The sequence below is a fragment of the Streptomyces sp. NPDC019531 genome (genome assembly GCF_044903305.1).
Taxonomy (GTDB): Bacteria; Actinomycetota; Actinomycetes; order Streptomycetales; family Streptomycetaceae; genus Streptomyces.
Genome location: NZ_JBJDQL010000008.1, coordinates 119,182 through 146,147, shown reverse-complemented (window position 1 = coordinate 146,147; position 26,966 = coordinate 119,182). Strand labels below are relative to the sequence as shown.

Below are 26,966 nucleotides of genomic sequence, written 5' to 3'. Positions count from 1 at the left end.
CCGTCGAACAGGTCGGCGTCGGCGAGGAGTTGGGCTGGCTCCGGCAGACCGACGCGATCGGCGCGGTCTGCACGGACATCCTCACGGGCAACTACCCGGCGCTAAAGCGCCGGGCTTGCGCAACGGGCACCACTGGCGGTGGTACTGCGTTCGCGTCCGGCCCCACCCCGGCGTGTGTGCTCCGGTGGTGGGGCGGGGGCCGTTGGCAGGGCCCCGCATCGCCACAACTCCCACGCACGGGCGCGGATGTTGCGGGAGGCGTTCCGGTCCGCGTGATCAACGAATCCGCAGGACCGGCACGCGAACCAGGCCTGCGAGACCCGGTTCGCCTGGTCGATGTGCCCGCACTCGGCGCAGGTACGGGAGGTGTACGCCGGATCGACGTGCACCACCGGCACTCCCGCCCGGCGGGCCTTGTACGCGATGAACTGCCCCAGCTGGTGAAAGGACCAGCTGGAGTGGGTGGCCCGTTGGGGCTTGCGGAGCCGTACCCGCTCGCGGATGCCCGTCAGGTCTTCCAGGGCGATCCCGCGACCGGTGCGTTCTGCCTCGGCCACCACATGTTTCGCGATCTTGTGGTTGATGTCCTTCGCCCGCCGCGCCTCCTTGCGCCGCCGCTTCTTCAGCCGACGTTTGGCGGACGGGGTGTTCTTCTTCTGCAGCTTGCTGCGGAGTTTCCGCTCCCGGGTGCGGATGCGGTTGAGCTCACGCCCGGCCATGATCTCGCCGTCCGAGGTGGTGGCGATACTGACGATGCCCAGGTCGACGCCGAGAAAGTCATGCGGGTCGGTGTTCGGCTCGGCCTCGGGAACCTCGCAGGTCGCGTTGAGGAACCACATGCCGTCCCGCACCAGCAGATCCGACTCGCCCTTGCGGTACAGGGCCAGCGTGGCCAGCTGCTCCGGGGATGCGGTGAAGGCCACGTCCTTGATACGCGCGGCCACGGTCCAGATCGAGATCTGGCGCTCTGCCGTCTGCCAGGACAGCATCCGGTCGTCGTAGGGCTGCGCGCCCTGCGGACGGAAGACAAGCGGCTTCTCGGTGGCCCGGCGGTAGCGCTTGGAACCGGGCCTGCCCAGATTCCCCGCCGTCAGGTTCGCCTTGAGTGTGGCGTACGCGTCACAGGTCTTCTTGATCACATGCTGGGCGGCCTGCGCCCCCAGCCCCCACCGTGCCTTGATCTCGCCGTAGGTGTGCTCGCGCAGTGCGAAGTTCCGCTTCACGTCCTTCTCGAACGCCACGCCGCTGGCCCAGGTGGCTGCCTCGTTGCAGGCGCGCAGGGTCGCCTCAAGTGCCGCCGCCTGCTCGGGCGTCGGCAGCAGTCTCACCTGCACGGTCAGCTTCACGATCACCCAACGTACACACCCGTACGATCACCCGCCGCGCGTTCGCCCTTGATCACCCGACCGGGTGAATCCGTCACCGCGCACGATCCCCCGGCTCCGCCGGAGACGACACCCGGCCGCTCCGCGACCGTGAACCCAGGAGCGATACGCGGCGCTCCGCGCCGCAACCACAAGGATGCGATTCCTCCCAGGGCTGAAGCCCGGGGGTTCCTCGCAAGAACAGGCTGAAGAAGGTCACGGACACCGAGCTCGTCACGACGGCGGTCGGTGCCGAGGACAACCACGCGGGCTGCAACCCCACCGCCCACACCGTCCGACTCACCCCGGTCGGCGATGACCTGAAGTACACGTCGGAGAGTGCGGCGGAGGGGTACCCGGAAGCGCGGATGTCCAAGGTGGAGTAGCGCGGGCCCGTGCCGACGGGTCAGTGCCCGCGGCACCTGCTGACGTCGATCCGCACGATCTGCGGGTCGTGGTCACTCGCCTGGTCGGTGACTCCGCGTTGGGACTCGATGCTGTCGCCGCCTGCGGTCGTCGTACGGGTGGTGGCCGGGTCGGGTGGTCGGCTGCGGTGTTTGGGTCGGTGGGCGGCCCGGAGGCGGGAGCCCGGTGCGGGGCCGCGGGCTGGGTACGCTCTCGGCATGCCGCGATCCCGACGCCGTACCGCACCCTCGTGACCGCTCTGCACGTCGTCGTGGCCGCGCTGTGGGGCGCGGGCGCGGGGGCGCTCCTGCCGCGGGCGGCGTACCGCTTCTCCGTCCCGCCGGAGGAGGACTGGCGCGCAGTCTGCCCCGGGGGGCATCCCCTCCGCGGATGGCTCGGGCGGGGGCGGTGCGCGCGGTGTGCGGCGGAGGGGGGCGGGGCGGCCGTGGTCGAGGCTGTCGGGCAGCCGCCGGTGCCGACGGAGGGACAGGCTCTGTCGTCGGGCGCCGATGAGTCGACGGCGTCAAGCGCCGAGCGGCCGTTCGCGTCAGGCGCGGGGGACGCGTCGGGGTCGGCCGTTGGGCAGGCGTCGTCCTCAACCGCTGGGCAGGCGTCCCCGTCGAGCGTCGATGAGCCGTCGGCGTCAAGTGCCGAGCGGCCGTCGGCGTCGGCCGACGGGTGTGCGTCGAGGTCGGCCGGGGGGCAGCCGCCCGCGTCAAGCGCCGATGAGCCGCTGACGTCGAACGCCGACGAGCCGCCGTCGCCAGCCGCCGGTGAGCCGTCGGCGTCAAGCGCCGGGCAGGCGTCGGTGTACGGCCCTCGTACGCTCCCCGTCTCCCTCGCCACCGCGCTCCTGTGCGCGGTGCTCGCCCTCGTCACGGACGCGCGGCCCGAACTCGCCGTCTGGCTGTTGCTCACGCCCTTAGGGGTACTGCTCGCCCTCGTCGATCTGCGGGTGCGACGGTTGCCGGACGTGCTGACGCTGCCCCTCGCTGCCGCCGCGCTCGGACTGCTCGGGGCGGTCGCGGCGGTCCCCGAGCACACGGGGAACTGGCAGACGGCACTGTGGGGCACTCTCGCGCTCGGCGGCGGCTACTACGTGCTGTGGCGGATCAACCCCGGCGGCATGGGCTTCGGCGATGTGAAGCTGGCGCTCGCGGCAGGGGCGGTCCTCGGGTGGTACGGCTGGGACACCGTGCTGCTCGGCACCTTCGCGGGCTTCCTGTTCGGCGCGCTCTGGGGCGGTGTCCTCGTCCTCACAGGGAAGGCGGGGCGCAGGACGGCGATCCCGTTCGGGCCGTTCCTGATCGCGGGGGCGTACGCGGGGCTGCTGATGGGCGCGTACGCGGCCTGAGGTCGGGCTTGTCGGAGGGCTGGCGTAGGCTGGCCGAGACCGTCCGAACCCTTGACGAAAGGCACGCCCCGGTGACCGAGAAGGCCGACCTTCAGTCCGTCCTCGACCGTGCCGCCGAGGGTGGGCGCATCACTCCGGAGGAGGCGCTCGACCTCTACCGGGACGCCCCGCTGCACGCGCTGGGCTCCGCCGCGGACGCCGTGCGCCGCCGCCGGTACGCGGGTACGGAGCACATCGCGACGTACATCATCGAGCGGAACATCAACTACACGAACGTGTGCGTCACCGCGTGCAAGTTCTGCGCCTTCTACGCCCCGCCCACGGCCAAGGACAAGGGCTGGACCCGCGACCTCGACGACATCCTGCGCCGGTGCGCGGAGACCATCGAGCTCGGCGGCACACAGATCATGTTCCAGGGCGGACACCACCCGGACTACGGCGTCGAGTACTACGAGAAGCACTTCGCCGCCATCAAGAAGGACTTCCCCCAGCTGGTGATCCACTCGCTGGGCGCGTCCGAGGTCGAGCACATGGCCCGGATCTCCAAGGTGAGCGTCCAGGAGGCGATCCAGCGCATCCACGCGGCCGGTCTCGACTCCTTCGCGGGCGCCGGTGCCGAGTTGCTCCCCGAGCGCCCCCGCAAGGCCATCGCGCCGCTCAAGGAGTCCGGCGAGCGCTGGCTGGAGATCATGGAGACCGCGCACAACCTGGGCGTGGAGTCCACCTCCACCATGCTCATGGGCACCGGTGAGACCAACGCCGAGCGCATCGAACACCTGCGGATGATCCGTGACGTACAGGACCGCACGGGCGGCTTCCGCGCGTTCATCCCGTACCTCTACCAGCCGATGAACAACCACCTGAAGGGCCGCACCCAGGCCACGATCTTCGAGTATCTGCGGATGATCGCGATCTCCCGGCTCTTCATGGACAACATCGCCCACATCCAGGGCTCCTGGCTGACCACCGGCCAGGACGCGGGCCAATTGACGCTGCACTACGGCGCGGACGACCTCGGCTCGGTCATGCTGGAGGAGAACGTCGTCTCGGCGGCCGGTGCCAAGCACCGCTCCAACCTCCAGGAAATGATCGACATGATCCGCTCGGCGGGGCGGGTGCCGGCCCAGCGCGCCACCACGTACGAGCACCTCGTCGTCCACGACGACCCGGCGAACGACCCCGTCGACGCGCGCGTGATGTCCCACATCTCCTCCACGGCGATCGAGGGCGGCACGGCCCATCCCGAGCTGAAGATCCTCGCGTCCAACTAGGCCCGCCTTGCTGACGATTCACACGGCCGACCTGGTGGTCTTCGGGGACGGGCGGCCGTCCCTGCCCGGCGGAGCAGTCCTGGTCGAGGGGCGGCAGATCACGGCCGTAGAGGTGTACGACGATCTGGCAGCCGCGTATCCGTCGGCAAGGGTGCGCCGCTGGCCGGGAGTTCTCACCCCGGGCCTGGTGAACCCGTACGGCCGGGAGCTACTGGAGCAGTCCTACCACCCGGACCCCCGCGAGGACTTGGGCGACGAACCCCTCACGGGCGAGGCGCTCGAGTCCCTGGACATGACGGACGCGCGGTGGGGTGCGAGCGCGAGGCGGGGCGTACAGCGGATGCTGACGCAGGGGACGGTGGCGGTGGTGGGCCCCTTGCGACGCCCCGCGGTGATCGACGCCGTACACAGGTCGGGCCTGACGATCGAGCACAGGTTCACCGAGGGGCCCCTGATCCCGCTGCTCCCCGGCGCGGACGCGACTTTCGCCGCCTTCGACACGCCCGACCTGACAACCTGCGTGGCCACGGTGATCAAGGGCCGCTTGCTACACCGCCGCAGGTGACGTCCTTCAGGGGCGCGGGGCTGTATCACTATGCGGCTCCGCCGCGTGGGCGCGACCAGCCCCCACCGAGCCGCGCCCGGAAAATCAACCGGCCAACGCCTCCCCAAACGCCCCGGCATCCTGAGAAACCCCACTGCAGTTGGTCAACGCGTCATCCTCATCCGAGTTCCCCGACTCACACTGCTGATCCCGGAACGTCGACCACATCGACACCCACGCCACCTCATTCGACTCAGCGAACTCCCGCACCTGAGCCGCGTCGGACAACGTGAACGTCTCCCCGTCCACATCATTCGTGCCGATCATCGAAGTGAGCGCCATGGCCCGCCACGCAGTGGAGTCGGACGTACCGAAGACCTCCTTCAACTGCGCCTGCGCCGCCTTCGCCGAAGTGATCGCGTAATCCCCCATGTCCCCGTCGTACGACTCCCCGTAGTTCATCGTCATGATGTTCACGGTCGACACCTGAACCGAGTTGTTGTTCGCGGACTCCAGCAGCGCCACGCTGTCGTCGTCGATCCCGGACGGCATCACGGGCAGAGTGAAGGAGACCGCGAGGTCGCTCCGCTCCTTCTGCAGCAACGCGATCGCCTCGGACCGCAGTTCCACCGAGTCCGAGTCGGTGAGCGTGTCCCCCTCGATGTCGAAGTCGGCAAGAGAGGAACCGGCCGCGTCCAGAGCCGCCCCGTACGCCGCCGCCAGTTTCGCCGCGGTGGTACACGTCTCGGCCAGCTCCTTCCCGGACGCCCCGCCGAAGGACACCCGCACCTCGGCCCCGTCCTCCTTCAGCGCACTGATCCGGGAGTTGACCGTGGAGTCGCCGATGGCCGACGTGCCGTTCCACGACGGCGTGCAGGCACTGCCGTCGGCGATCACGAACGCGAGGTTGTACACCGAGGGCGAGCCGGCGGAGTCGTTGTCGGACGCCTCGGTCGCGCTGACGTAGGGCGCGTACGCGGTGACCGACGACGTCGACTCGGTGGCCGACGCGGACGGTGACGTACTGCTCTGTTTCGGAGGCTCCGCGTCCGAGCTGCCGTCCGATTCCGAGGAGCACCCGGCCGTGGCCAGGGCAAACAGACAAGTGAGCCCGGCCATCGGCTTCAGGAAACTCCGCATTCGCATGCACCCGCTCTCGTGATTTCTGTCTCAGATCGAAACAGGATCGGTTTTCGGAGAGTGAATGTCTCACACGGTCCTGAGCTTCATGAGGACAGTCTTTGAACAGCGGACTCACAGACAAGGAGGGTGGTAAAGAGCGAATCGGTCACGCAACGCGGACAATCAACCCCCTTCACCTCCCGGGGGGCTGCGCAGGCTTTCTTGGAACCTCTCAGGAAACAGACAGGATAAGAGGTTTCTCATATGCGCCTCACAAGAACGTCAAATTTGGACACATAAAGACTGCCTAATGTCTGGGGAATGCATTCCGAGCCTGCCATCGAAAACCGCGCCGACGTGCGCGGTCGCCGCCGCAAACGCGGCAACGGGTCCGCAGAGGGTCCCGTGTTCGTTGACAACTCCGGGCGCCGCTCCAAGATGCTGCGCCGGATCGGCCTTCTCCTCGGTGTCCTGTCCCTCGGGTACGCCGTCGTGCTGGGCCTGGCCTTCATGGGCATCGGTGTCTCCAGCACGACGCTGCTGCCCTTCGCGGGCGGCGGTCCTGGTGGTACCTCGAACTCCGGCCCCGGCGGCACCCAGCCGCAGGGAGGCATCGGCACCCCGCCGTCGAGGCCGACCGGTACTCCGCCCACCGGCACCGCCACGGGCGCTCCGCCGAGCGCCGCCCCGACCGCGACCGCCTCCGCGGCCTCCAACTGACCGGAACGGCCCACCATATGACCACGACGACGCCCTCCCGTGGCCGCCGGCGTGCCCCCACCCGCATGGAGCGGGCGGCGGGCAAGGCCGCGGCGCTGCAGAAACCGAGGGTCATCCTCGCCCTGCTGCTCCTGCTCGGTCTGACCAGCGTGATGCTGCTCGACGGCTATCTGCGCGCCGAGGTCGGCGGCGACGAGCGGGTGCGCGACGGCGCCAGCTCCAGCAAGGTCCCCGACAAGATCCTCAACGGTGGACCGATCATCAGCTTCCGGGGTGGCCAGGCCACCACGACCTCCGTGCCGTCCAAGACGATCGCGCTCACCTTCGACGACGGCCCGAACCCGACGTACACCCCCCAGGTCCTGGACATCCTGGAGAAGTACGACGTCCCGGCCACCTTCTTCGTGGTCGGCTCGATGGTCTCGCGCTATCCGGGGATCGTGAAGGACATGGTCGACGAGGGCAATGAGGTGGGCATCCACACCTTCACCCACGTCGACCTCTCCTACCAGAGCGACGCTCGCATCCGGCGCGAGATGACCCAGACGCAGCTCGCCCTCGCGGGCGCGGCCGGCATCACCACCACGCTGTTCCGGGCGCCGTACTCCTCGGAGACGGACGCGATCGACAACTACAGCTGGCCCGTCTACAAGAAGCTCGGCGAGGAGGGCTACACCAGCGTCTTCGTCGACACCGACAGCGACGACTGGAAGAAGCCGGGCGTCTCGAAGATCGTCAAGTGGGCCACGCCGTCCGGGACCTCGGGTGCCTCGGTGCTGATGCACGACGCCGGTGGCGACCGCGAGCAGACGATCAAGGCGCTGCCCACGTACATCGAGAAGATGAAGGCGAAGGGCTACACCTTCACCACCATCAGCGGTGTCCTGGACGCGCAGAACGCGAACAACGGTCCGCAGGGCCAGCAGGCGAACGCTCCGGCCGGTTCGAACGGGCAGCAGCCCGGTGGGGTGACGGGCGACCAGAACGCCGCCGCCCGTCTGCAGGCCGCGCACCGCGAGGCCACCGGCGCGACCCTCTACGAGGGCAAGGCGCTCGTCGTGGCCGTCGCCGTCGCCGAGTACACGGTGCCCACGCTGTCGGTCGGACTGGCGATCGTGGGCGTGGCTGTCATGGGCCGGTTCGGGATGATGCTGATCCTCGCCCGCCGGCACTACAGGCAGCGCAACAAACGCCGCTTCAGCTGGGGGCCGACGGTCACCCGGCCGGTGACCGTGATCGTCCCGGCGTACAACGAGAAGGAGTGCATCGCCAACACCCTGGAGTCGTTGTCGAAGAGCACCCATCCGATCGAGATCATCGTGGTCGACGACGGCTCGTCGGACGGCACCTCCGAGATCTCGCGCGAGGCGGCCCGGGCTCTGGGCATGACGAACGTCCGGGTCATCCGCCAGGAGAACGCGGGCAAGCCGGCCGCCCTCAACAACGGTGTCCGCAGCGCCAGTTACGACATCGTCGTGATGATGGACGGCGACACCGTCTTCGAGCCGGACACCGTACGGCAGCTGGTGCAGCCCTTCGCCGATCCCGAGGTCGGCGCGGTCGCCGGCAACGCCAAGGTCGGCAACCGCAACACGGTCATCGGCGCCTGGCAGCACATCGAGTACGTGATGGGCTTCAACCTCGACCGCCGGATGTACGACCTGCTGCGCTGCATGCCCACCATCCCGGGCGCGATCGGCGCGTTCCGCCGTGAGGCGGTCCTCCAGGTCGGCGGCATGAGCGAGGACACCCTCGCCGAGGACACCGACATCACCATCGCGATGCACCGCGAGGGCTGGCGGGTCGTCTACCAGGAGCACGCGCGCGCGTGGACCGAGGCGCCGGCCTCCCTGAAGCAGCTGTGGTCGCAGCGCTACCGGTGGTCGTACGGCACCATGCAGGCACTGTGGAAGCACCGCAAGTCCCTCACCGACAAGGGTCCCTCGGGCCGCTTCGGCCGGGTCGGCATGCCGCTCGTGGTGATCTTCCAGATCATCACGCCGGTCTTCGCCCCGCTGATCGACGTGTTCACCGCCTACTCGATGATCTTCGTCGACTTCCAGGCGGCGCTGTACGCGTGGCTCGCGGTCCTCTGCGTCCAGCTCGTGTGCGCGGCGTACGCCTTCAAGCTGGACAAGGAGAAGTACCGGTATCTGCTGATGATGCCGCTCCAGCAGCTGGCCTACCGCCAGATGATGTACCTCGTCCTCATCCACTCCTGCATCACCGCCCTGACCGGCGGCCGACTGCGCTGGCAGAAGCTCAAGCGGACCGGTGAGGTCGGCACGCCGGCGGGGGTCGGCTGATGAGCTGGGAACAGCAGCAGGGGTACCCGCAACAGGGACAGGGGTACGGCCAGGAGTACGGGTACTCGGGCTCTGTACAGCAGCCGTATCAGCAACAGCCGTATCCACCGCAGGCGTACCCGCAGCAGTCGTACCCGCAGCCGTACTCGCAGGAGTACGTCGACCACGGGTACGACGGACAGAGCGTGCCGGACGCGACGTCCCCGATGCCGGTGGTGGAGCCGGAGCCGGAGCCACCGGTTCTCGAAGCCCCCGCTGACGCCGAGGCGGAGGAGGAGAAGCCTCCGTCTCGGCCCCCGGGCCGCGACCGCTACTTCGACACCCTCAGGGCCGTCGCCCTGATCCGGGTCGTCGCCTATCACACCTTCGGGTGGGCCTGGGCCGGCATGGTCTTCCCCTCCATGGGGATCATGTTCGGCCTGGCCGGCACGCTGATGGCGAAGTCCCTGGAGCGCCCGGCGTTCAAGGTCGTCAAGAGCCGGATGCGCAGGCTGCTGCCGCCGTTCTGGTTCTGGGGCCTCTTCGTGGTCCTCGCGATGCTGATCCACGACTGGATGCCGGGCTGGCAGATCGTCTTCTGGGTCGTGCCGCTCGGTGACCCGCCGGGCAATCAGTGGGCGGTCCAGGCCTGGGAGATCCTCTGGTACCTGAGGACCTACCTCTGGTTCGTCCTGCTCTCCCCGGTCCTGCTGAAGGTGTTCCGGCTCGCCCCGGTGCCGGTCCTGCTGCTGTCCCTGGCCCCGATCGTGGTCTTCCACTTCCTCTGGGAGCCGCCGGACAACCGCCTCGGCAGCGCGCTGACGGACCTGGCGACCTTCCTGTTCTGCTGGATGCTCGGCTTCGCCCACCGGGACAAGGTCCTGGAGCGGCTGAAGCCGCTGGTCGTCGTCGTGCTCTCGCTCGCCGCGATCGGGTTCGGCGGCTGGTACGCCTTCACGCACCAGGCCGAGTCCGGGTCGTACGACCTCGACGACATCCCCCTCGCGCAGGCCTTCTGGTCCGCCGGGTACGTGATGCTGCTGATGTGGGCCAAGTCGTACTTCGGGATCGACTTCGCCTGGCTGACCCGCTTCCGGCGGACCGACCGGATCGTCACGATCTTCAACTCCCGCGCGGTGACGATCTATCTGTGGCACGAGATCGCGCTGATCCTCGCCGTCCCGCTGATCGACCAGTTCTGGAACGTGCCCGCGTTCGAGAAGTGGCTGCCGCTGGAGAGCCAGTGGTTCATGTTCGGCATCGGGTGGGTGCTGATCGCGGTGTTCGTGCTGGTGTGCGGGTGGGTGGAGGACGTGGCCGGGAAGAAGAAGCCGCAGCTTCTCCCGGGAGGGCGGCCTGCAAGAATGGGGATGTGACCCGCGCTTCCCTGAACAAGCAGCCGCACGAAGTCGCCTCGATGTTCGACGACGTGGCGGAACGGTACGACCTGACCAACGACGTGCTGTCGCTCGGCCAGGACCGGGTGTGGCGCAAGGAGGTCGCCAGGGCCGTCGACGCCCGCCCCGCCCAGAAGATCCTGGACCTGGCCGCCGGTACGGCCACGTCCTCGCTGCCGTTCGCCCGTACCGGGGCCTACGTCGTCCCCTGCGACTTCTCGCTGGGCATGCTCCGGGTCGGCAAGCGGAACCACCCCTGGCTGCCGTTCACCGCGGGCGACGCGACGAAGCTGCCGTTCCGGGACGGTGTCTTCGACGCGGTCACGATCTCCTTCGGGCTGCGCAACGTCCAGGACACCGACAGCGCGCTGCGCGAGATGTACCGGGTGACCAGACCCGGCGGCCGGGTCGTGATCTGCGAGTTCTCGCACCCGACGTGGGCGCCCTTCCGCACGGTCTACACCGAGTACCTGATGCGCGCCCTGCCGCCGGTCGCCCGGGCGGTCTCCTCCAACCCCGACGCGTATGTCTACCTCGCCGAGTCCATCCGCGCCTGGCCCGACCAGCCGGCCCTCGCGGAGCGCCTCCAGAAGGCCGGCTGGTCGAAGGTGGCGTGGCGGGACCTCACCGGTGGGATCGTGGCGCTGCACCGGGGCGTCAAGGAGAGCTGAGACCGAACCGGGGGCTCAGCCGAAGCCCGTCGTACAGCGGACGGCGTACGGGTCGCCCGGCTCGTCCAGTTCGCGCTGGAGGCCGCCGCTCGGGGGCCTCGGGATACGGGGCTCGCGGATGCCTCCGCCGCCCTCACCCGGACCGAGGTCGAAAAACACGTAGACCACCGAGTCCCGCGGCACCTCCGCGCCGGCCTGCGGGTACTGACGCACGACGTAGTCGACGACGGCCAGGTGGAAGTCCTTCCGATCCGGCGCGCTGATCAACAGGCCCTGCGCCTGGGCCGTCTCGCGCGCGTCCATGGCCATCAGACCGACCAGACGCGGTACGCGCACTTCGGGCGTCTTGGGTGTTATGCGCACAGATGTCACCCCCAGCGGTACAGGAAGGGTAACTCCGGCTTCGTTCCCGCCGGAAGTGCCGGGTCTCTTTCTGTAGCAGTCCGCTACTGTGCGTGACTTCTCTGCAGGGGGAGCCGGAAGCACAGCGCGCCCTCCGCGAGTTGAGGGTGCGGAAAAGTCTCCGCGAGCTCCATTCCGAGCCGCCTGGTGACCGCGATCGACCGTTGGTTGCCGGGTCTGACCATCGCGACCACGCTGGTGACGCCCGCCGCCCTGAGCCGTTCCAGCGTCATCTGCGCGGCCGCGGTGGCGTACCCCTTGCCCCAGTACTCCCGCCCCAGCCGCCAGCCGATCTCGATCTCGCCGGTCGGGCCCCAGTCCTGCGGCCACGGCTGGGCCCCGGTGAAGCCGATGACCTGCTCGTTCTCGTCGACCATGGTCCACAGGCAGAAACCGCGCTCGGCGTCGTGCCGGCGCTGGCGCGCGGTGAGCTCCTCGTAGACGGACAGCTCCGCGGACTTCCCGCCGTGGAACTCCATGACGTCCGGGTCGTCGAAGATCCGGTGCCAGGCGACGGCGTCCTCGTCGGTGGGGACGCGCAGCCGTACTACGGGCAGAGCTCGGTTCACTGGGGGCAGCCCTTCAGCCGGGTGATCAATTCTGCTGAATAGACTGCCCATGTCCAGTGCCGGTCGGCACGCAGATTGCGAACTTGGGGAGATCCCGCCGTGACCGCTGAGCCCCTCTCCGAAAACACCGCCGATGTCATCGTCGTCGGCGCGGGGCCGGCCGGCTCCACGACCGCGTACTACCTCGCCAAGGCCGGACTCGACGTACTCCTGCTGGAGAAGACCGAGTTCCCGCGCGAGAAGGTCTGCGGCGACGGCCTCACCCCGCGCGCCACCAAACAACTCATCGCCATGGGGATCGACGTCTCCGAAGAGGCCGGCTGGCTGCGCAACAAGGGCCTTCGGATCATCGGCGGCGGTGTGCGCCTCCAGCTGGACTGGCCGGATCTCGCCTCCTTCCCCGACTACGGCCTCGTCCGCAAGCGCGACGACTTCGACGAGCAGCTCGCCCGTCAGGCCCAGAAGGCGGGCGCGCGGCTGTTCGAGCGCTGCAACGTCGGTGCCCCGATCACCGACGACCGCACGGGCCGTATCACGGGCGTCCACGCGAAACTGGGCGAGGACAAGCGGGAAGTCACCTTCCACGCGCCCCTGGTGGTCGCCGCCGACGGCAACTCCACCCGGCTCTCCCTGGCGATGGGCCTGCACCGCCGCGAGGACCGCCCGATGGGCGTGGCCGTACGGACGTACTTCGAGTCCCCGCGCCACGAGGACGACTACCTTGAGTCCTGGCTGGAGCTGTGGGACCGGCGGGGCGCCGAGGACCGGCTGCTGCCCGGTTACGGCTGGATCTTCGGCATGGGCGACGGCACGTCGAACGTCGGCCTGGGCGTCCTGAACACCTCCGACTCCTTCAAGGAGCTCGACTGGCGCGAGGTGCTGAAGGCCTGGTGCGCCTCCATGCCGCAGGACTGGGGCTACACCCCCGACAACATGACCGGCCCGATCCGCGGTGCCGCGCTCCCGATGGCCTTCAACCGCCAGCCCCACTACACCAAGGGCCTGCTGCTGGTCGGCGACGCCGGCGGCCTGGTGAACCCCTTCAACGGCGAGGGCATCGCCTACGCCATGGAGTCCGGCCAGATCGCCGCCGACGTCATCGTGCAGGCCCAAGCCCGCTCCACGCCCGCGGGCCGCGAGATGGCCCTCCAGCGCTACCCGCGCGTCCTCAAGGACACCTACGGCGGCTACTACACGCTGGGCCGCGCCTTCGTGAAGCTCATCGGCAACCCGAAGGTCATGAAGATCGCGGCCCAGCGCGGCCTGACCCACCCGCTGCTCATGAAGTTCACCCTGAAGATGCTCGCCAACCTCACCGACCCCACGGGCGGCGACGCGATGGACCGGATCATCAACGGGCTGAGCAAGGTGGCGCCGAAGGCGTGACGCGGGCCCCCTGCCGGGGGCATGTTGGAGGAATGGACGCAGGCGTCGCGTTACCGCTCTTCGTCATTCTCATCACGGTGTCGGTGTGGGCTCTGGTCCGCTCCCTCAGGCGCTGACGGTGCCCTGACTGCCGCTCCACGCCTCGATGTTGGCCGCCCGGCGGGCGAACACCTCGTCCCGCCGGTCCGCCGTCTGCCGCAGCGCCTCCCTGCGCTCGCGCTTGGACAGCCGGTCCAGATACACGCGTCCGTTCACATGGTCGGTCTCGTGTTCCAGGCATCGCGCGAAGTACCCGGTGCCCTCGATCACGAGCGGCTGGCCGTCCCTGTCCAACCCGCGCACCACGGCCCGGTCCGGACGCGCCACGTCCATGACGGCGCCCGGCACCGACAGACACCCCTCGCCGTCGTCGAGCAGCCTGCGCCCGGCCGGGTCGAGCTGATCGAGGACCGGGTTGACGATGTGCCCGACATGCCGGACCCCGTCGTCGTCCGGGCAGTCGTAGACGAACAGCCGCAGATCGACGTCGACCTGGTTGGCGGCGAGGCCGGCCCCTTCCGCGATGTACATCGTCAGGAACATGTCGTCGATCAGCGCGGCGAGATCGGGCCCGAACTCGGTCACGTCCCGGCACGGCTTGTGCAGGATCTCCTCGCCGGCCTCGGTGATGCGGCGGACCCGCCCGCGCCGGGCCTCGGGGGCCAGAGGCGGGTACGAGTCGGCGGGCCTGCCTTGGACGAACACACGGGGCATGGCGATCTCTCCTGTCGGGTGAGGGCTCTGAGAACAGACAGAGCACATCCAACAGTTCCAGGAGCAGACCGGCCACACCCGCGACAGCTCGGCCCGGCTCGTGGTCAACGCGCTCTTGGGTGCGGACAATTCGGACACCGGGCGGAGCCGTGTGCGGAGGGGCTCTACCGGCCCGGGAGATGGAGCCCTGACACGGGTCGAGAGAAATGGAGCCCTGAAACGGGTCGACGAGGCGCGCTACCGGCTGGGCCCGCCCAGCACCTTCGACACCTTCGGCCCGGGATGAACCAGTAGGGCCGCTGCCCCCGAGCGGCTGCGGCCCCACCAAGTTGTTCCGCCGGTGTCAGAGCACCCGCACCGCGCCGGTCGGCGGGTCGTAGGACAGCGGCTTCTCGACGACACCCGTCGAGGGGTTCTGCGCGCCGACGAACATGCCGTCGCCGACGTACACCGCCACGTGGTACGCGCTGCCCGCGCCACCCCAGTACAGGATGTCGCCCGGCTGCAGGTTGCTCAGCGAGACCTGGGTGCCGGCCGTCGACTGGTCCTGAGAGACACGCGGCAGGTCGACGCCGATCTGGCTGAAGGCGGCCTGGACGAGCCCGGAGCAGTCCCACGAGTTGGGGCCCGTGCCGCCGGAGACGTAGGCGTCACCGACCTGCGCCTTCACGAAGGCGATGACAGCCGCGGCCGAACCGGTGGCCGTGGACGAGCTCGTGGACGCACTCGTGGAGACACTGGCGCTCGCCGAGGCGGACAGGGTGGCCCGCTCGGCGCTGCGGGACGCGGCCTCCTCGGCGGCGGCCTTGCGGGCCTCCTCGGCCTTCTTCTTGGCCTCCGCCTTCTTCTTGGCCTCCGCGAGGTCCGCCTTGGCCTGCTTCGCGGCCTTCGTGGCGGCCGCGTCACGCTCGGCCTGCAGCTGGTAGTTCGCGGCCGCCTGCTGCATCGCGTCGGCGGACTCGGCGACCTGGCTGCCCAGGTCGGCCGACAGGGTGGGCAGTTCGAGGGTCTGCGTCGTCGACTCAGCGGCGAACGCCGTAGCCGACGCGCCCGCCGCTGCCATGCTGAGGACGCCACCGGCGACTCCGGCGCGCACAGCGATCGAAGTCGTCGCGCTGCGGCGGGGTTTCCGGTGGCTGCGTATGTGAGCGGTGTGGGACATGAGACCAACTGGTATCAGGGGCTCCTCCATACCTTCAAGAAACGTGTGCTGCGCCACAGTTGTTCAATCGGCGGCCCGAATCCCAGGTGTGCCGCTCTTTATTGACGCCGTAACGGACATTGTGGACGCTCGCGATCAAGCCTGTGATCATGCACTTTCGCTATTACGCCCTAATTGCCCCGCATCTACCACCGGTTGAGGCCGATGGCCAAGCCCCCTTCCTGGGAACCTCTCACGCATGTGGTGGAGGTCACGCAACGGTTACGGCAGCGGGTGCGTCCGGATGCGGTCATCGCTCGTGAATGTGTGCACGCGTCCACACTCGCCCTCGCGACTCCCTCTGATGTGTGAACGCGGTCCACTAGCAAGCAGTCGCGTCCAGCACCAATTTGCATGCAAGGGAAGTCTCTTGATATTGAGACGCCTCTCCCGACCTGGGTCGACTGGTGAAAATGTCACCTCTGGTGATCAGTCGGACGCTTCTCGTGCGAAGATCACCGCTCATCCGACTTCATGATCCTTCGCCAGGTGGTGGAGATCACAAAGCTTGTGCAATACCCCGTGTCGCAGATCACAGACCGGCGGGCATAGGATGCGGGTCAGTTGGGCTTGTGACCTGCTTCACATGTTCGCGATCTTCGTCGGGACTGGCGGAGGTTGGAGTGACGTATGAGTCGGGTGTGAGTCCGATGCCATCGCCAGCAGTCAGTGCCGACTGAGAGGAGCGAGGAGCGGTGAACGCCTATGCGCCCATCCTCGTACTGGGAGCCCTCGGGGCAGGCTTTGCGATCTTCTCCGTGGTCATGGCCACGCTGATCGGTCCGAAGCGGTACAACCGGGCCAAGCTCGAAGCCTACGAGTGCGGCATCGAGCCGACCCCCACGCCGGCCGGCGGCGGGCGCTTCCCCATCAAGTACTACCTGACGGCGATGCTCTTCATCGTCTTCGACATCGAGATCGTCTTCCTCTACCCCTGGGCCGTCACCTTCGACGCCCTGGGTGTTTTCGGGCTCGTGGAGATGCTGCTCTTCGTGCTCACCGTCTTCGTCGCGTACGCGTACGTATGGCGGCGCGGCGGCCTGGAATGGGACTGAGGGGCCTTTAACTCATGGGACTCGAAGAAAAGCTGCCGAGCGGCTTCCTGCTGACCACCGTCGAGCAGGCCGCGGGCTGGGTGCGCAAGGCGTCCGTCTTCCCGGCCACCTTCGGCCTGGCCTGTTGTGCCATCGAGATGATGACCACGGGCGCCGGACGCTACGACCTGGCCCGCTTCGGCATGGAGGTCTTCCGCGGCTCACCCCGCCAGGCGGACCTCATGATCGTCGCCGGCCGGGTCAGCCAGAAGATGGCGCCGGTGCTGCGGCAGGTCTACGACCAGATGCCGAACCCCAAGTGGGTCATCTCCATGGGGGTCTGCGCCTCCTCGGGCGGCATGTTCAACAACTACGCGATCGTGCAGGGCGTCGACCACATCGTCCCGGTCGACATCTATCTGCCCGGCTGCCCGCCACGGCCCGAGATGCTGATGGACGCCATTCTCAAGCTCCACCAGAAGATCCAGACCTCCAAGCTCGGCGTGAACGCCGAGGAGGCGGCCCGTGAGGCGGAGGAAGCGGCGCTCAAGGCCCTGCCCACGATCGAGATGAAGGGGCTGCTGCGGTGAGCGACGCGAACGGCACGAGCAACGGTGCCTCGAACGGGGTGAACCCCGAGAAGGATCTCGGCGCCTCCAACCTCCCCGGCCAGCGCGGCGAGGGCGGTGAGGAGATCCGCGTCCAGCGCGGCATGTTCGGCGCCAACAACGGCGGCGACACCTCCGGCTACGGCGGCCTGGTCCGCTCGGTCCGCCTCCCGGGACCGGCGGCCCGCCCGTACGGCGGCTGGTTCGACGAGGTCGCCGACGAGCTGGAGGGCGCCCTGGAGGAGCAGGGACTGCTCCCCGACAACGCGATCGAGAAGACGGTCGTCGACCGCGGCGAACTCACCTTCCACATCGAGCGCGAGCACCTCCTGCGGGTCGCCCAGACCCTGCGCGACGACCCGGCCCTGCGCTTCGAGCTCTGCACCGGTGTCAGCGCGGTCCACTACCTCCACGACAAGGGCCGCGAGCTGCACGCCGTCTACCACCTGCGCTCGATCACCCACAACCGGCTGATCCGCCTGGAGGTCAGCGCCCCGGACGCCGATCCGCACATCCCGTCCCTGGTCTCCGTGTATCCGACCAACGACTGGCACGAGCGCGAGACCTACGACTTCTTCGGGATCGTCTTCGACGGTCACCCGGCCCTGACGCGGATCATGATGCCGGACGACTGGCAGGGCCACCCGCAGCGCAAGGACTACCCCCTCGGCGGCATCCCCGTCGAGTACAAGGGCGCCCAGATCCCGGCTCCGGACCAGCGGAGGTCGTACTCGTGAGCACTTCCCACGCATCCCCCCGCGAGACCACGGAAGGCGCCGTATACACGGTCACCGGCGGTGACTGGGACGAGGTCGTCCAGTCCGCGGCCCGCGCCGACGACGAGCGCATCGTCGTCAACATGGGACCGCAGCACCCCTCCACTCACGGAGTGCTCCGCCTGATCCTGGAGATCGACGGCGAGACGGTCACCGAGGCCCGCTGCGGTATCGGCTACCTCCACACCGGCATCGAGAAGAACCTCGAGTTCCGCACGTGGACGCAGGGCACCACGTTCGTGACGCGCATGGACTACCTGACGTCCTTCTTCAATGAGACCGCCTACTGCCTCGCCGTCGAGAAGCTCCTCGGCATCGAGGACGAGATCACCGACCGGGCCGAGATCATCCGCGTGCTCCTGATGGAGCTGAACCGGATGTCCTCGCACCTGGTGTGCATCGCCACCGGCGGCATGGAACTCGGCGCCACCACGATCATGATCTACGGATTCCGTGATCGTGAAATGATTCTCGACATCTACGAGCTCATCACGGGCCTGCGGATGAACCACGCGTACATCCGCCCCGGCGGACTCGCCCAGGACCTGCCGCCCGGCGCGGTGGACCACATCCGCGAGTTCGTGAAGAAGATGAAGAAGAACCTCCCGGAGTACGACAAGCTCGCCACCGGGAACCCCATCTTCAAGGCCCGTATGCAGGACGTCGGCTACCTCGACCTGGCCGGTTGCATGGCCCTCGGCGCCACCGGCCCCATCCTGCGCTCCACCGGCCTGCCGCACGACCTGCGCAAGTCGCAGCCCTACTGCGGCTACGAGACGTACGAGTTCGACGTCCCGACCGCCGACACCTGCGACTCCTACGGCCGCTTCCTGATCCGCCTGGAGGAGATGCGCCAGTCGCTCAGGATCATCGAGCAGTGCCTGGACCGGCTGCAGCCAGGACCGGTCATGGTCGCCGACAAGAAGATCGCCTGGCCCGCCCAGCTCGCCCTGGGCCCCGACGGGCTCGGCAACTCCCTCGACCACATCAAGAAGATCATGGGCACCTCCATGGAGGCCCTGATCCACCACTTCAAGCTGGTCACCGAGGGCTTCCGCGTCCCACCGGGGCAGGTGTACGCGGCCGTCGAGTCGCCCAAGGGCGAACTCGGGGTGCACGCCGTGTCCGACGGCGGCACCCGCCCCTTCCGGGTCCACTTCCGCGACCCGTCCTTCACCAACCTTCAGGCCATGGCGGCGATGTGCGAGGGCGGCCAGGTCGCCGACGTCATCGTCGCCGTCGCGTCCATCGACCCCGTGATGGGAGGCGTCGACCGGTGACCACCAGTTCTTCCGAGCGGGGCGTCAGCCTGGGCATGCCCGAACTGCCCGCACCCGCTTACCCGGACGACGTCCGAGCCCGGCTGGAGGCGGACGCGCGCGAGATCATCGCCCGCTACCCGGACTCCCGCTCGGCCCTGCTGCCGTTGCTGCATCTCGTGCAGTCGGAGGAGGGCCACGTCACGCGCACCGGGATGCAGTTCTGTGCCGACGTGCTGGAGCTGACCACGGCCGAGGTCACCGCGGTGGCCACCTTCTACACCATGTACCGGCGCAGGCCGTCCGGTGACTACCAGGTGGGTGTCTGCACCAACACCCTGTGCGCGGTGATGGGCGGCGACGCGATCTTCTCGGAGCTCCAGGAGCACCTGGGCGTCGGCAACGGCGAGACCACCGACGACGGCAAGGTCACCCTGGAGCACATCGAGTGCAACGCGGCCTGCGACTTCGCGCCGGTCGTGATGGTCAACTGGGAGTTCTTCGACAACCAGACCCCGGCCAGCGCCAAGCGCCTCGTCGACGACCTGCGCGCGGGGCGGGCCGTCGAGCCCACGCGCGGGGCGCGCCTGTGCACGTTCAAGGACACCGCGCGGATTCTTGCCGGTTTCCCCGACGAGCGGCCAGGGGCCGTCGAGGAGAGCGGCAGTGCGGGACCGGCGTCGCTGGTGGGTCTCCGCCTGGCCAGGGGAGAGACCGCACCCGCGCGCGTGGTCCATCCGCGCGACGGCGCACCGCAGGACAGGGACGTCCACGAGCCGTCCCCGGCGGAACACCTGAGCTCACACGACGCGCCACAGGACACGTCGGCCTCCGACCCTGCCCACCCGGCAGGGCCCGCCGCCGAGGAGGGGGAGTGATGACCTTGGCACCCGAACTCAAGAACAACAGCCCCGAGAAGCTGCTCGCACCCGTGCTGTCGGCTTTCTGGGACCAGGACAGGTCCTGGACGCTGGACGTCTACAAGAGGCACGAAGGGTACGAGGGGCTCCGCAAGGCGCTCGCGATGTCGCCGGACGACCTGATCGCGTACGTCAAGGACTCCGGTCTGCGCGGCCGTGGCGGCGCGGGATTCCCCACCGGAATGAAATGGCAGTTCATTCCCCAGGGAGATGGAAAGCCGCACTATCTAGTTGTCAACGCCGACGAGTCGGAGCCCGGGACCTGCAAGGACATCCCGCTCCTCTTCGCGAACCCGCATAGCCTCATCGAGGGCATGATCATCGCGTGTTATGCCATCAGGTCTTCGCATGCCTTCATCTATCTGCGCGGTGAAGTCGTCCCTGTGCTGCGGCGGTTGCACTCGGCCGTGAGCGAGGCCTACGCGGCCGGCTACCTCGGACAGAACATCCTGGGCAGCGGCCTCGATCTCGACATCACCGTGCACGCGGGCGCGGGCGCGTACATCTGCGGTGAGGAGACCGCACTGCTCGACTCGCTCGAAGGCCGCCGTGGTCAACCGCGGCTCCGTCCCCCTTTCCCTGCGGTCGCGGGCCTCTACGCCTGCCCGACTGTTGTAAACAACGTGGAGTCGATCGCGTCGGTTCCCGCGATCCTCACTCGGGGCAAAGAATGGTTCCGGTCGATGGGCAGCGAGAAGTCCCCGGGCTTCACGCTCTACTCGCTCAGCGGCCACGTCGCCAACCCGGGCCAGTTCGAGGCCCCGCTCGGCATCACGCTCCGCCAGCTCCTTGAGATGAGCGGTGGCATGCGGCCGGGCCACCGCCTCAAGTTCTGGACGCCGGGCGGCTCCTCCACGCCGATGTTCACCGACGAGCACCTCGACGTCCCCCTCGACTACGAGGGAGTCGGCGCCGCCGGTTCCATGCTCGGCACCAAGGCCCTGCAGTGCTTCGACGAGACGACCTGCGTGGTCCGCGCCGTCACCCGCTGGACCGAGTTCTACGCCCACGAGTCCTGCGGCAAGTGCACTCCGTGCCGTGAAGGGACGTACTGGCTCGTGCAGTTGCTGCGCGACATCGAGGCCGGCAAGGGCGTCATGTCCGACCTCGACAAGCTGAACGACATCGCCGACAACATCAACGGCAAGTCGTTCTGTGCCCTCGGCGACGGTGCCGCCTCGCCGATCTTCTCCTCGCTGAAGTACTTCCGCGAGGAGTACGAGCAGCACATCACGGGCCGTGGCTGCCCCTTCGACCCGGCCAAGTCGACGGTCTGGGCCGATTCCCGCACGGAGGTGAACGCATGACCGTGACCACCAACGCTCCCTCGGGTGGGGGGGAAGCGGCGGTCCCGCCGGAGGATCTCGTCTCGCTGACCATCGACGGCGCCGAGATCAGCGTGCCCAAGGGCACCCTGGTCATCCGGGCCGCCGAGCAGCTGGGCATCGAGATCCCGCGCTTCTGCGACCACCCCCTCCTCGACCCGGCCGGCGCCTGCCGCCAGTGCATTGTCGAGGTCGAGGGCCAGCGCAAGCCGATGGCCTCGTGCACCATCACCTGCACCGACGGGATGGTGGTGAAGACCCACCTCACCTCGCCGGTCGCCGAGAAGGCCCAGCACGGTGTGATGGAGCTCCTCCTCATCAACCACCCGCTGGACTGCCCGGTCTGCGACAAGGGCGGCGAGTGCCCCCTGCAGAACCAGGCGATGTCCCACGGCCAGGCCGAATCCCGCTTCGAGGGCAAGAAGCGGACGTACGAGAAGCCCGTCCCCATCTCCACCCAGGTGCTGCTCGACCGTGAGCGGTGCGTGCTGTGCGCCCGCTGCACCCGCTTCTCCAACCAGATCGCCGGCGACCCGATGATCGAGCTGGTCGAGCGGGGCGCACTCCAGCAGGTCGGCACCGGCGAGGGCGACCCCTTCGAGTCGTACTTCTCCGGCAACACCATCCAGATCTGCCCGGTCGGCGCGCTCACCTCTGCGGCGTACCGATTCCGCTCCCGCCCCTTCGACCTGGTGTCCTCCCCGAGCGTGTGCGAGCACTGCTCCGGCGGCTGCGCCACCCGCACCGACCACCGGCGCGGCAAGGTCATGCGCAAGCTCGCGGCCAACGACCCCGAGGTCAACGAGGAGTGGATCTGCGACAAGGGGCGCTTCGCCTTCCGGTACGCGCAGCAACGCGACCGGCTCCAGACACCCCTGGTGCGCAACCCCGAGGGCGACCTCGTACCGGCCTCCTGGCCGGAGGCACTCCAGATCGCCGCCCAGGGGCTGCTCGCCTCACGCGGCCGGGCCGGCGTCCTGACCGGCGGCCGCCTCACCATCGAGGACGCCTACGCGTACAGCAAGTTCGCGCGCGTGGCGCTCGACACCAACGACATCGACTTCCGCGCGCGCGTGCACAGCGCCGAGGAGACCGACTTCCTGGCCGCGCGGGTCGCCGGACGCGGCCGTGACCTCGACGGTACGGGCGTCACGTACACCGCTCTGGAGAAGGCGCCCGCCGTCCTGCTGGTCGGGTTCGAGGCCGAGGAGGAGGCGCCCGGCGTCTTCCTGAGGCTCCGCAAGGCCTGGCGGGGGCACGGCCAGAAGGTCTTCTCCCTCGCCACCTACGCGACACGAGGCCTGGACAAGGCCGGCGGCATCCTGCTGCCCGCCGCTCCCGGCACCGAGACCGAGTGGCTGGACGCGCTGGCCGGCGGAGTCGGCCTGGAGGAGGACGGCAGCAGGGCCGCCGAGGCGCTGCGCACCCAGGGCGCGGTGATCGTCGTGGGCGAGCGGCTGGCCGCCGTGAAGGGCGGACTGACCGCCGCCGTACGAGCCGCCTCCGCCACCGGAGCTCAGCTGGTGTGGATCCCACGGCGGGCCGGAGAACGCGGTGCCGTCGAGGCAGGCGCGCTGCCCTCGCTCCTGCCGGGCGGACGCCCGGCCACCGACCCGCGCGCGCGTGAGGAGGTCGCCGCGGTCTGGGGCGTGGCCGAACTGCCGCACCGCTACGGGCGGGACACCAGCCAGATCGTCGAGGCCGCCACCAGTGGAGAACTTCAGGCGTTGGTCGTCGCGGGCGTGGAGATCAACGACCTGCCCGATCCGCAACGCGCGCGTGAAGCCCTCGTCGAAGTCGGCTTCCTGGTCTCGCTGGAGCTGCGGCCCAGCGAGATCACCGAGCACGCGGACGTCGTCCTGCCGGTGGCGGCAGTCGCCGAGAAGGCCGGCACCTTCCTCAACTGGGAAGGCAGGGTGCGGTTCTTCGAGACCGCGCTCAAGCCCGACCAGATGACCCGCCGCCTCGCGCCCACCGACGCACGGGCGCTGCAGATGCTGGCCGACGCCATGGACGTACACCTGGGCCTGCCCGATCTGCGCACCACGCGCGCGGAGATCGACCGGCTCGGTCCCTGGGACGGGCCGCGCGGCACCGACCCTCTGGAGACCGGTGCCCAGTTGCCGCGCCCGGCCGCCGGAGAGGCCGTGCTGGCCGGACACCGGCTGCTGCTCGACCAGGGCCTGCTTCAGCAGGGCGACGAGGCACTCGCCGGAACCCGGCACGCGGCACGCGCACGCGTGTCGGCCGCGACGGCCGCCGAGGCGGGCGTCAAGGAAGGCGACCTCCTTGCCGTGACCGGCAAGACCGGAGTCGTCGAACTGCCGCTGCAGATCACCGAGATGCCCGACCGCGTGGTCTGGCTCCCGCTGAACTCCACCGGCGGGGGCGTCGCCTCCGACGCCGGAGTACATCCCGGCTCCCTCGTCCGTATCGGCCCGGCCACGCTCGCCGCCGAAGCCCCCAAGGAGGTGGAGGCATGAGCCCGTACCTCGCCGCGGAAGACCTCTCGATGTTCGGCACCGACCCCTGGTGGCTCGTCGTCATCAAGGCCGTCTTCTGCTTCGCCTTCCTGATGGTGACCGTGCTGTTCTCCATCGTCTGGGAGCGCAAGGTCGTCGCCTGGATGCAGCTGCGCATCGGCCCCAACCGGCACGGCCCCTGGGGCATGCTCCAGTCGCTCGCCGACGGCATCAAGCTGATGCTGAAGGAAGACGTCATCGTCAAGCGCGCGGACAAGGTCGTCTACGTCCTCGCGCCGATCGTCGCGGCCATCCCGGCCTTCATGGCGATCGCGGTGATCCCCTTCGGCCCGGCCGGCAACGAGATCTCGATCTTCGGCCACCGCACGGCGATGCAGCTCACCGATCTCCCGATCGCGATGCTCTACATCCTCGCGGTCGCCTCGGTGGGCATCTACGGCATCGTCCTGGCGGGCTGGAGCTCCGGATCGACGTATCCGCTCCTCGGCGGTCTGCGCTCCTGCGCGCAGATGATCTCGTACGAGATCGCCATGGGCGCGGCCTTCGCCTCGGTGTTCCTCTACTCCGGGTCGATGTCGACCTCGGCGATCGTCGAGGCCCAGCAGGACCGCTGGTACATCGTCCTGCTGCCGGTCTCCTTCGTGATCTACGTCATCACCATGGTCGGCGAGACCAACCGCGCACCCTTCGACATGCCGGAGTCCGAGGGCGACCTGGTCGGCGGCTTCAACACCGAGTACTCGTCGATCAAGTTCGCGATGTTCATGCTCGCCGAGTACGTGAACATGGTGACGGTCTCGGCCGTGACGACCACGCTCTTCCTCGGCGGCTGGCGGGCTCCCTGGCCCGTCAGCACCTTCTGGGAGGGCGCCAACCACGGCTGGTGGCCGCTCCTCTGGTTCGTCATCAAGGTGCAGCTGCTGCTGTTCTTCTTCATCTGGCTGCGCGGCACGCTCCCTCGCGTGCGCTACGACCAGCTGATGAAGCTCGGCTGGAAGGTCCTCATCCCGGTCTCCGTGGTGTGGCTGATGCTCGTCGCGACCGTGCGGACCCTGCGCAACGAGAACTACGACTTCGCCGACATCGCCCTCTACATCGGCGGCGGGGTCCTGGTCCTGCTGCTGCTCTCGTTCGTCGCCGACATGTTCCGGGAGAAGTCGAAGGCGGCCGCGCAGCCCGCCGAAAAGCCGGCCGGATTCGACCCGACGGCGGGTGGATTCCCCGTCCCGCCGCTGCCCGGACAGGAGTTGCCGCCGGTGCCCAGGCGCCGCTCGCGCCAGGAGCGGGAGCTGATTGTCAGTGGCGGGTCCGATACTCAGAGTGACGGATCGCTGAGCGGTTCCACGGAGGGAAAGGAGGCGTCCGATGGCTGAGGAGCCCAAGGAGGCCGGGCCGACGAAGCCCGGCTTCATGAACCCCGTCGCCGGCTTCGGCGTGACCTTCAAGGCCATGTTCAAGAAGCGGCTGACCGAGCAGTACCCGGAGCAGCAGAAGACCACCGCTCCGCGGTTCCACGGACGGCACCAGCTCAACCGCCATCCGGACGGCCTGGAGAAATGCGTCGGCTGTGAGCTGTGCGCCTGGGCCTGCCCCGCCGACGCCATCTATGTGGAGGGCGCCGACAACACCGACGAGGAGCGCTACTCCCCGGGCGAGCGCTACGGCCGCGTCTACCAGATCAACTACGCCCGCTGCATCCTGTGCGGCCTGTGCATCGAGGCGTGCCCCACACGCGCCCTCACGATGACCAACGAGTTCGAGCTGGCCGACAGCAGCCGCGCCAACCTCATCTACACCAAGGAACAGCTGCTCGCCGGGCTCGACGAGGGCATGGTCGACAGCCCCCACGCGATCTACCCGGGCATGGACGAGCAGGACTACTACCGGGGCCTGGTGACGGAGGCCGCGCCCGGCACCGTGCCCCAGGTCGCCGTCTCCAAGGGCGAGAAGCCTGACGAAGAGGAGGTGGACGCATGAGTGCGCAGCTCGCCGCCTACTCGACCTCCACCGGCGAGGCCTTCCAGTTCTGGGTCCTCGGCACCGTCGCCGTGATCGGCGCCCTGTGCACCGTCTTCATGAAGAAGGCCGTGCACAGCGCGCTCTGTCTCGCCGGCACCATGATCATCCTGGCGGTGTTCTACCTCGCCAACGGCGCCTACTTCCTCGGCGTCGTGCAGATCGTCGTCTACACCGGCGCGATCATGATGCTGTTCCTGTTCGTCGTGATGCTCGTCGGCGTGACCGCCGCGGACTCCCTCCAGGAGACCATCAGGGGCCAGCGCTGGCTGGCCCTTCTCTGCGGCCTCGGCTTCGGCATCCTGCTGTTCGCGGGCATCGGCAACGCCTCCCTCACGGAGTTCAACGGCGTTGCCCAGGCGAACTCGGGCGGCAATGTGGAGGGCCTCGCGACCCTCATCTTCACCAAGTACGTCTTCGCCTTCGAAATCACCGGCGCCCTTCTGATCACGGCCGCCGTCGGCGCCATGGTCCTCACGCACCGCGAGCGCACCGAGCGCGCCAAGACCCAGCGCGAGATGGCCGAGGAGCGGGTGCGCGAGAACAAGCACGTCCCGCCGCTGCCGGCCCCGGGTGTCTACGCCCGGCACAACGCGGTGGACATCGCGGGCCTGCTGCCCGACGGCACCCCGTCCGAGCTCACGGTCAGCAAGACGCTGCGCGAGCGCGGCCAGATCCGTGACGTGTCGGCCGAGGCGCTGAACGACCTCAAGGCGCTGGAGCAGCGCGCGGAGGAACGCCTGGAGCGGACCGAGATCGAACCGGCCACCTTCAAGAGGGAGGCGTCGAAGTGAACCCCGTCAACTACCTCTACCTCGCCGCCCTGTTGTTCACGATCGGCGCCACCGGCGTACTGATCAGGCGCAACGCGATCGTCGTGTTCATGTGCATCGAGCTCATGCTCAACGCCTGCAACCTCGCGTTCGTCGCCTTCTCCCGGATGCACGGCAATCTCGACGGCCAGATCATCGCCTTCTTCACGATGGTCGTCGCCGCCGCGGAGGTCGTGGTCGGGCTCGCGATCATCGTGTCGCTGTTCCGTTCCCGCCACTCGGCCTCGGTCGACGACGCCAGCCTGATGAAGCTGTAAGGGGTCGCTGA

26 protein-coding genes and 1 pseudogene are annotated in these 26,966 nt (G+C 68.6%); 20 read left to right on the top strand and 7 right to left on the bottom strand.

Features of this window, described 5'->3' with window-relative positions:
* Positions 1–101: 101 nt before the first annotated feature.
* Positions 102–1,346 (bottom strand): RNA-guided endonuclease InsQ/TnpB family protein, encoded by a 1,245-nt coding sequence (locus tag ACI2L1_RS13035; RefSeq protein ID WP_404739386.1) that lies wholly within the window; start codon positions 1,344–1,346, stop codon positions 102–104.
* A 224-nt stretch (positions 1,347–1,570) separates the two neighbouring features.
* Here ACI2L1_RS13035 and ACI2L1_RS13030 point away from each other — a divergent pair.
* Positions 1,571–1,750 (top strand): annotated as a pseudogene (locus ACI2L1_RS13030) (serine/threonine protein kinase); the annotation flags it as partial.
* A 20-nt stretch (positions 1,751–1,770) separates the two neighbouring features.
* On the opposite strand, the gene ACI2L1_RS13025 reads toward ACI2L1_RS13030, so the two are convergent.
* Entirely contained in the window at positions 1,771–1,989 is a 219-nt protein-coding gene (locus ACI2L1_RS13025) for a hypothetical protein (RefSeq protein WP_404739385.1), read from the bottom strand.
* Positions 1,990–2,262: 273 nt separating this feature from the next.
* Here ACI2L1_RS13025 and ACI2L1_RS13020 point away from each other — a divergent pair, with 273 nt between their 5' ends.
* The 3 genes from ACI2L1_RS13020 (at position 2,263) to ACI2L1_RS13010 (ending at position 4,959) form a co-directional block, all read left to right on the top strand.
* Positions 2,263–3,123, top strand: coding sequence for a prepilin peptidase (locus ACI2L1_RS13020; RefSeq protein ID WP_404739504.1), 861 nt, complete (start codon positions 2,263–2,265; stop codon positions 3,121–3,123).
* A gap of 71 nt (positions 3,124–3,194) precedes the next feature.
* Positions 3,195–4,394 carry a cyclic dehypoxanthinyl futalosine synthase gene (mqnC, locus tag ACI2L1_RS13015; protein ID WP_404739384.1) on the top strand — a complete coding sequence of 400 codons (1,200 nt, stop codon included), beginning with the start codon at positions 3,195–3,197 and terminating at the stop codon, positions 4,392–4,394.
* 7 nt (positions 4,395–4,401) lie between these two features.
* On the top strand, positions 4,402–4,959 hold the full coding sequence (locus ACI2L1_RS13010) for an imidazolonepropionase-like domain-containing protein (RefSeq protein WP_404739383.1): 558 nt from the start codon (positions 4,402–4,404) through the stop codon (positions 4,957–4,959).
* A gap of 84 nt (positions 4,960–5,043) precedes the next feature.
* Here ACI2L1_RS13010 and ACI2L1_RS13005 read toward each other — a convergent pair whose 3' ends face one another.
* Positions 5,044–6,078 (bottom strand): chitinase, encoded by a 1,035-nt coding sequence (locus ACI2L1_RS13005; RefSeq protein ID WP_404739382.1) that lies wholly within the window; start codon positions 6,076–6,078, stop codon positions 5,044–5,046.
* Between the two features lie 303 nt (positions 6,079–6,381).
* Here ACI2L1_RS13005 and ACI2L1_RS13000 point away from each other — a divergent pair, with 303 nt between their 5' ends.
* From ACI2L1_RS13000 to ACI2L1_RS12985, 4 genes are read left to right on the top strand one after another with little or no spacing between them, the layout of a single operon-like run.
* Positions 6,382–6,780, top strand: a complete 399-nt coding sequence (locus tag ACI2L1_RS13000) for a hypothetical protein (protein ID WP_404739381.1) — start codon at positions 6,382–6,384, stop codon at positions 6,778–6,780.
* Positions 6,781–6,797: 17 nt separating this feature from the next.
* Positions 6,798–9,086, top strand: coding sequence for a bifunctional polysaccharide deacetylase/glycosyltransferase family 2 protein (locus ACI2L1_RS12995; protein ID WP_404739380.1), 2,289 nt, complete (start codon positions 6,798–6,800; stop codon positions 9,084–9,086).
* On the top strand, positions 9,086–10,441 hold the full coding sequence (locus ACI2L1_RS12990) for an acyltransferase (RefSeq protein ID WP_404739379.1): 1,356 nt from the start codon (positions 9,086–9,088) through the stop codon (positions 10,439–10,441). The genes ACI2L1_RS12995 and ACI2L1_RS12990 overlap by 1 nt, the downstream gene beginning before the upstream one ends.
* Entirely contained in the window at positions 10,438–11,133 is a 696-nt protein-coding gene (locus tag ACI2L1_RS12985) for a demethylmenaquinone methyltransferase (RefSeq protein ID WP_404739378.1), read from the top strand. The genes ACI2L1_RS12990 and ACI2L1_RS12985 overlap by 4 nt, the downstream gene beginning before the upstream one ends.
* Before the next feature lie 15 nt (positions 11,134–11,148).
* Here ACI2L1_RS12985 and ACI2L1_RS12980 read toward each other — a convergent pair whose 3' ends face one another.
* The gene (locus ACI2L1_RS12980) at positions 11,149–11,469 is read right to left on the bottom strand and encodes a PASTA domain-containing protein (RefSeq protein WP_404739503.1); all 321 of its coding nucleotides are present in this window, start codon (positions 11,467–11,469) and stop codon (positions 11,149–11,151) included.
* Positions 11,470–11,579: 110 nt separating this feature from the next.
* Positions 11,580–12,104, bottom strand: coding sequence for a GNAT family N-acetyltransferase (locus tag ACI2L1_RS12975; protein WP_404739377.1), 525 nt, complete (start codon positions 12,102–12,104; stop codon positions 11,580–11,582).
* 99 nt (positions 12,105–12,203) lie between these two features.
* Here ACI2L1_RS12975 and ACI2L1_RS12970 point away from each other — a divergent pair, with 99 nt between their 5' ends.
* Complete coding sequence (locus ACI2L1_RS12970; protein WP_404739376.1) at positions 12,204–13,490, top strand: geranylgeranyl reductase family protein; 1,287 nt, start codon at positions 12,204–12,206, stop codon at positions 13,488–13,490.
* 105 nt (positions 13,491–13,595) lie between these two features.
* Here ACI2L1_RS12970 and def read toward each other — a convergent pair whose 3' ends face one another.
* Both def and ACI2L1_RS12960 read right to left on the bottom strand, forming a co-directional pair.
* Complete coding sequence (def, locus tag ACI2L1_RS12965; RefSeq protein ID WP_404739375.1) at positions 13,596–14,243, bottom strand: peptide deformylase; 648 nt, start codon at positions 14,241–14,243, stop codon at positions 13,596–13,598.
* 343 nt (positions 14,244–14,586) lie between these two features.
* Positions 14,587–15,405: a C40 family peptidase gene (locus tag ACI2L1_RS12960; protein WP_404739374.1), complete on the bottom strand. Its 819-nt coding sequence runs from the start codon at positions 15,403–15,405 to the stop codon at positions 14,587–14,589.
* A gap of 734 nt (positions 15,406–16,139) precedes the next feature.
* On the opposite strand from ACI2L1_RS12960, the gene ACI2L1_RS12955 reads away from it, so the two are divergent.
* From ACI2L1_RS12955 to nuoK, 11 genes are read left to right on the top strand one after another with little or no spacing between them, the layout of a single operon-like run.
* Positions 16,140–16,499, top strand: a complete 360-nt coding sequence (locus ACI2L1_RS12955; RefSeq protein WP_007383963.1) for an NADH-quinone oxidoreductase subunit A — start codon at positions 16,140–16,142, stop codon at positions 16,497–16,499.
* Between the two features lie 14 nt (positions 16,500–16,513).
* Entirely contained in the window at positions 16,514–17,068 is a 555-nt protein-coding gene (locus tag ACI2L1_RS12950) for an NADH-quinone oxidoreductase subunit B family protein (protein WP_003998928.1), read from the top strand.
* The gene (locus ACI2L1_RS12945) at positions 17,065–17,823 is read left to right on the top strand and encodes an NADH-quinone oxidoreductase subunit C (RefSeq protein ID WP_404739373.1); all 759 of its coding nucleotides are present in this window, start codon (positions 17,065–17,067) and stop codon (positions 17,821–17,823) included. The genes ACI2L1_RS12950 and ACI2L1_RS12945 overlap by 4 nt, the downstream gene beginning before the upstream one ends.
* Entirely contained in the window at positions 17,820–19,142 is a 1,323-nt protein-coding gene (locus ACI2L1_RS12940) for an NADH-quinone oxidoreductase subunit D (RefSeq protein WP_404739372.1), read from the top strand. The genes ACI2L1_RS12945 and ACI2L1_RS12940 overlap by 4 nt, the downstream gene beginning before the upstream one ends.
* Entirely contained in the window at positions 19,139–19,999 is an 861-nt protein-coding gene (gene nuoE, locus ACI2L1_RS12935) for an NADH-quinone oxidoreductase subunit NuoE (RefSeq protein WP_404739371.1), read from the top strand. Before ACI2L1_RS12940 ends, nuoE begins: the two co-directional genes overlap by 4 nt.
* Positions 19,999–21,348 (top strand): NADH-quinone oxidoreductase subunit NuoF, encoded by a 1,350-nt coding sequence (nuoF, locus tag ACI2L1_RS12930; protein ID WP_404739370.1) that lies wholly within the window; start codon positions 19,999–20,001, stop codon positions 21,346–21,348. Before nuoE ends, nuoF begins: the two co-directional genes overlap by 1 nt.
* Positions 21,345–23,849 (top strand): NADH-quinone oxidoreductase subunit G, encoded by a 2,505-nt coding sequence (locus ACI2L1_RS12925; RefSeq protein WP_404739369.1) that lies wholly within the window; start codon positions 21,345–21,347, stop codon positions 23,847–23,849. The genes nuoF and ACI2L1_RS12925 overlap by 4 nt, the downstream gene beginning before the upstream one ends.
* Positions 23,846–25,222, top strand: a complete 1,377-nt coding sequence (gene nuoH / locus ACI2L1_RS12920) for an NADH-quinone oxidoreductase subunit NuoH (protein ID WP_404739368.1) — start codon at positions 23,846–23,848, stop codon at positions 25,220–25,222. The genes ACI2L1_RS12925 and nuoH overlap by 4 nt, the downstream gene beginning before the upstream one ends.
* Positions 25,215–25,826 carry an NADH-quinone oxidoreductase subunit NuoI gene (gene nuoI, locus ACI2L1_RS12915; protein WP_404739367.1) on the top strand — a complete coding sequence of 204 codons (612 nt, stop codon included), beginning with the start codon at positions 25,215–25,217 and terminating at the stop codon, positions 25,824–25,826. Before nuoH ends, nuoI begins: the two co-directional genes overlap by 8 nt.
* On the top strand, positions 25,823–26,659 hold the full coding sequence (locus tag ACI2L1_RS12910; RefSeq protein ID WP_404739366.1) for an NADH-quinone oxidoreductase subunit J: 837 nt from the start codon (positions 25,823–25,825) through the stop codon (positions 26,657–26,659). Before nuoI ends, ACI2L1_RS12910 begins: the two co-directional genes overlap by 4 nt.
* Entirely contained in the window at positions 26,656–26,955 is a 300-nt protein-coding gene (nuoK, locus tag ACI2L1_RS12905) for an NADH-quinone oxidoreductase subunit NuoK (protein WP_003974374.1), read from the top strand. Before ACI2L1_RS12910 ends, nuoK begins: the two co-directional genes overlap by 4 nt.
* The last annotated feature ends 11 nt before the right edge of the window (positions 26,956–26,966 follow it).